General features: G+C 70.8%; 2 protein-coding genes and 1 pseudogene. 1 reads left to right on the forward strand and 2 read right to left on the reverse strand.

Features of this window, described 5'->3' with window-relative positions; genetic code table 11:
* Positions 1–118 (forward strand): annotated as a pseudogene (locus FV223_RS24630) (acyl-CoA dehydrogenase family protein); the annotation flags it as partial.
* A gap of 435 nt (positions 119–553) precedes the next feature.
* On the opposite strand, the gene FV223_RS24635 reads toward FV223_RS24630, so the two are convergent.
* Both FV223_RS24635 and FV223_RS24640 read right to left on the reverse strand, forming a co-directional pair.
* On the reverse strand, positions 554–2,236 hold the full coding sequence (locus FV223_RS24635) for an acyl-CoA dehydrogenase family protein (protein ID WP_147729428.1): 1,683 nt from the start codon (positions 2,234–2,236) through the stop codon (positions 554–556).
* Between the two features lie 195 nt (positions 2,237–2,431).
* The coding region (locus FV223_RS24640) for an EamA family transporter (RefSeq protein WP_147729429.1) at positions 2,432–2,716 on the reverse strand (285 nt) is incomplete at its 5' end.

Here is a 2,716-nt window from a genome sequence, read left to right on the forward strand (position 1 = left end):
GGAGCGGATGCAGTTCGGAAAAGCCCTGATCAGCTTCCCGCGGGTCGCCGACAAGCTTGCGATGATGGCGGTGGAGATCAACATCGCCCGCCAGCTCACCTACTTCTCGGCCCGCGAGGCGGCGGCCGAGGTGCGGGGGCTGCTCCTGACGGAGGCGCCGCAGGTCGCCGCGATCGCCGCGCCGTGAGCCTCGCGCGCCGTCCGTCGCCGGGCGACGACCGGTTCCGTCAGCCGCGAAACCGCGGGGACCGGAAGACGAAGGCCGTGGCCGCCCCCGGCACCGGTGAGGATGCGCGGCGCCCGCCGGAGCCGGCGCCGCGGTAAGCCGAGGCTGCACCCCTGATCCGGATTGCGGGCGTGGCCGCCGTCCGGCCGGGGCCGTTTCGGAGCGGACGCGTCCACGCGTCCCTCCCCTCGACGGATCACGGGCTTGCCCGGAATCCGCATCGCTTGCGTGCCCGATTCCGCGTGCCCCCGGTTCGGGCGGGCCCGATTTTGGGGGGGCGGGAAGATCCGAGCGGTGCCCGGGCCGTCTCCCGGCCCGGGCGTCGTCTCACGCCGCCTCGAGCAGGCGGCGGGCGATGACCTGGGCCTGGATCTCGGCCGCGCCCTCGAAGATCGAGAGGATGCGGGCGTCGCAGAGCACGCGGCTGACGGCGTACTCGAGCGCGAAGCCGTTGCCGCCGTGGATCTGCAGGGCGTTGTCGGCCGCCGCCCAGGCGACGCGGGCGCCGAGGAGCTTCGCCATGCCGGCCTCGAGGTCGCAGCGCTTGCCCTCGTCCTTCTCGCGGGCCGAGAAGTAGGTGAGCTGGCGGGCGATGTTGATCTCCACCGCCATCATCGCAAGCTTGTCGGCGACCCGCGGGAAGCTGATCAGGGCTTTTCCGAACTGCATCCGCTCCTCGGCGTAGCGAAGGCCGAGGTCGAGGGCCGACTGGGCGACGCCGATGGCGCGGGCCGCGGTCTGGATGCGGGCCGACTCGAAGGTCTGCATCAGTTGGGCGAAGCCCTTGCCCTCGACCTCGCCGAGGAGGTTGTTGCCCGGCACCTCGAAGTTCTCGAAGGCGAGCTCGTACTCCTTCATGCCGCGGTAGCCGAGCACGTGGATCTCGCCGCCGGTGAGGCCCTGGACCGGGAACGGCTCCGCGTCGGTGCCGCGGGGCTTCTCGGCGATCAGCATCGACAGGCCGCGGTGGCCCTTCTCCTCGGGCTTGGTGCGGACCAGCACCGTCATGATGTCGGCGCGGACGGGATGGGTGATCCAGGTCTTGTTGCCGGAGATCTTCCAGGTCTCGCCGTCCTTCACCGCCTTGGTGCGCAGCGAGGCGAGGTCCGAGCCGGTGTTCGGCTCGGTGAACACGGCCGTCGGCAGGATGTCGCCCGAGGCGATCTTGGGCAGGAAGCGCTGCTTCTGCTCCTCGGTGCCGCCGCACAGGATCAGCTCGGCGGCGATCTCCGAGCGGGTGCCGAGGGAGCCGACGCCGATATAGGCGCGCGACAGCTCCTCGGAGACGACGCACATCGAGATCTTCGGCAGGCCCATGCCGCCGTATTCCTCCGGGATCGTCAGGCCGAAGACGCCGAGCTCGGCCATCTTGGTGACGATCTCCATCGGGATGTAGTCGTTCTTGAGGTGCCACTCGTGCGCCTGGGACACCACCTCGGCCTTGCCGAAACGGCGCATCTCGGAGCGGATCGCCTCCATGTCCTCGTCGAGGCCGGAATCGCCGACGGTGGCCGACGCCACGCCGTCGCGGATCTTCTGGACCAGGGCGGCGCGGTTCTCCGGGGTGTTGCCGTCGGCGATCAGCGCCTCGACCGCGTCGGTGCGGAACTGCTGCACCTCGCGGGCGGTGAGCCCGAGCGAGCCGACCGGGCGCACCATCTCGCCCTGGCTCATCGGGATGCCCGAGACCATCTGCTCGAGGTACTCGCCCGCGCCGATCTTCACGAGCAGCGTCTCGGTCTCGCCGAGGCGGCCGGCCGCGCGCAGGTTGGCGGCGTAGGTGCCGAGCTCGCGCACCGCCTCGCCGTAGGTGGCGATCCAGGCGAGGCCGTGGGCGGCGTGCTGCTCGGCCTCCAGCTTGGCGGCGTCGACCTTGCCGTCCGTGCCCAGCACGCGGGTGCGGACCCGGCGGGTCGCCTCGGCGACGAGACGTTTCGCGGATTCGCCGGCGGCCTGCGTGAGGGCGACGAGATCCTGCGGCTCAGGCTGGAAGGCGGGCGAAGCGGACATGGCTGGCACTTTCGTCTGAACGTTTCCGGTTGCGAGCAATATAGGCCCGATCCACCGGGACGTAGCAAATTCTTGAGGCTCGGAGCCGCAATTCGTCTTGAATTTTCTATCCAGTCGCGTGCAATTTTCCTCAACGCCGCAACCGGTTGGCGAAACCGGCGCGCCGTGGCGGGTGCCGTCGCCGCGCCCTCTCGCCTAGCCCCGGTTCGCCACCGCGACGCCGATCGCGGCCACCGCCATGCCGGCGACCTGGAGCCCGGTCAGCGCCTCGCCGAACATCAGGTAGGCCATGGTCGCCGAGACCGGCGGCACCAGGAACAGCAGCGCCGAGACGCCGGCCACCGCGCCGCGCCGGATCAGCACGAGCAGCAGCAGGATCCCGGCGACGGAGCTGACCAGCACCGACCATGCCATCCCGAGCCAGACCGGCAGCAGCGGCGGCACGGCGAGGCCGTCGCCCGACAGCAGCGCCAGCGGCAC

It is taken from the genome of Methylobacterium sp. WL116 (assembly GCF_008039455.1).
Lineage (GTDB): Bacteria > Pseudomonadota > Alphaproteobacteria > Rhizobiales > Beijerinckiaceae > Methylobacterium.

Bases quoted from the DNA above. Each gene is read 5' to 3' on its own strand.
- FV223_RS24635 (WP_147729428.1), bottom strand. From the start codon at position 2,236: ATGTCCGCTTCGCCCGCCTTCCAGCCTGAGCCGCAGGATCTCGTCGCC.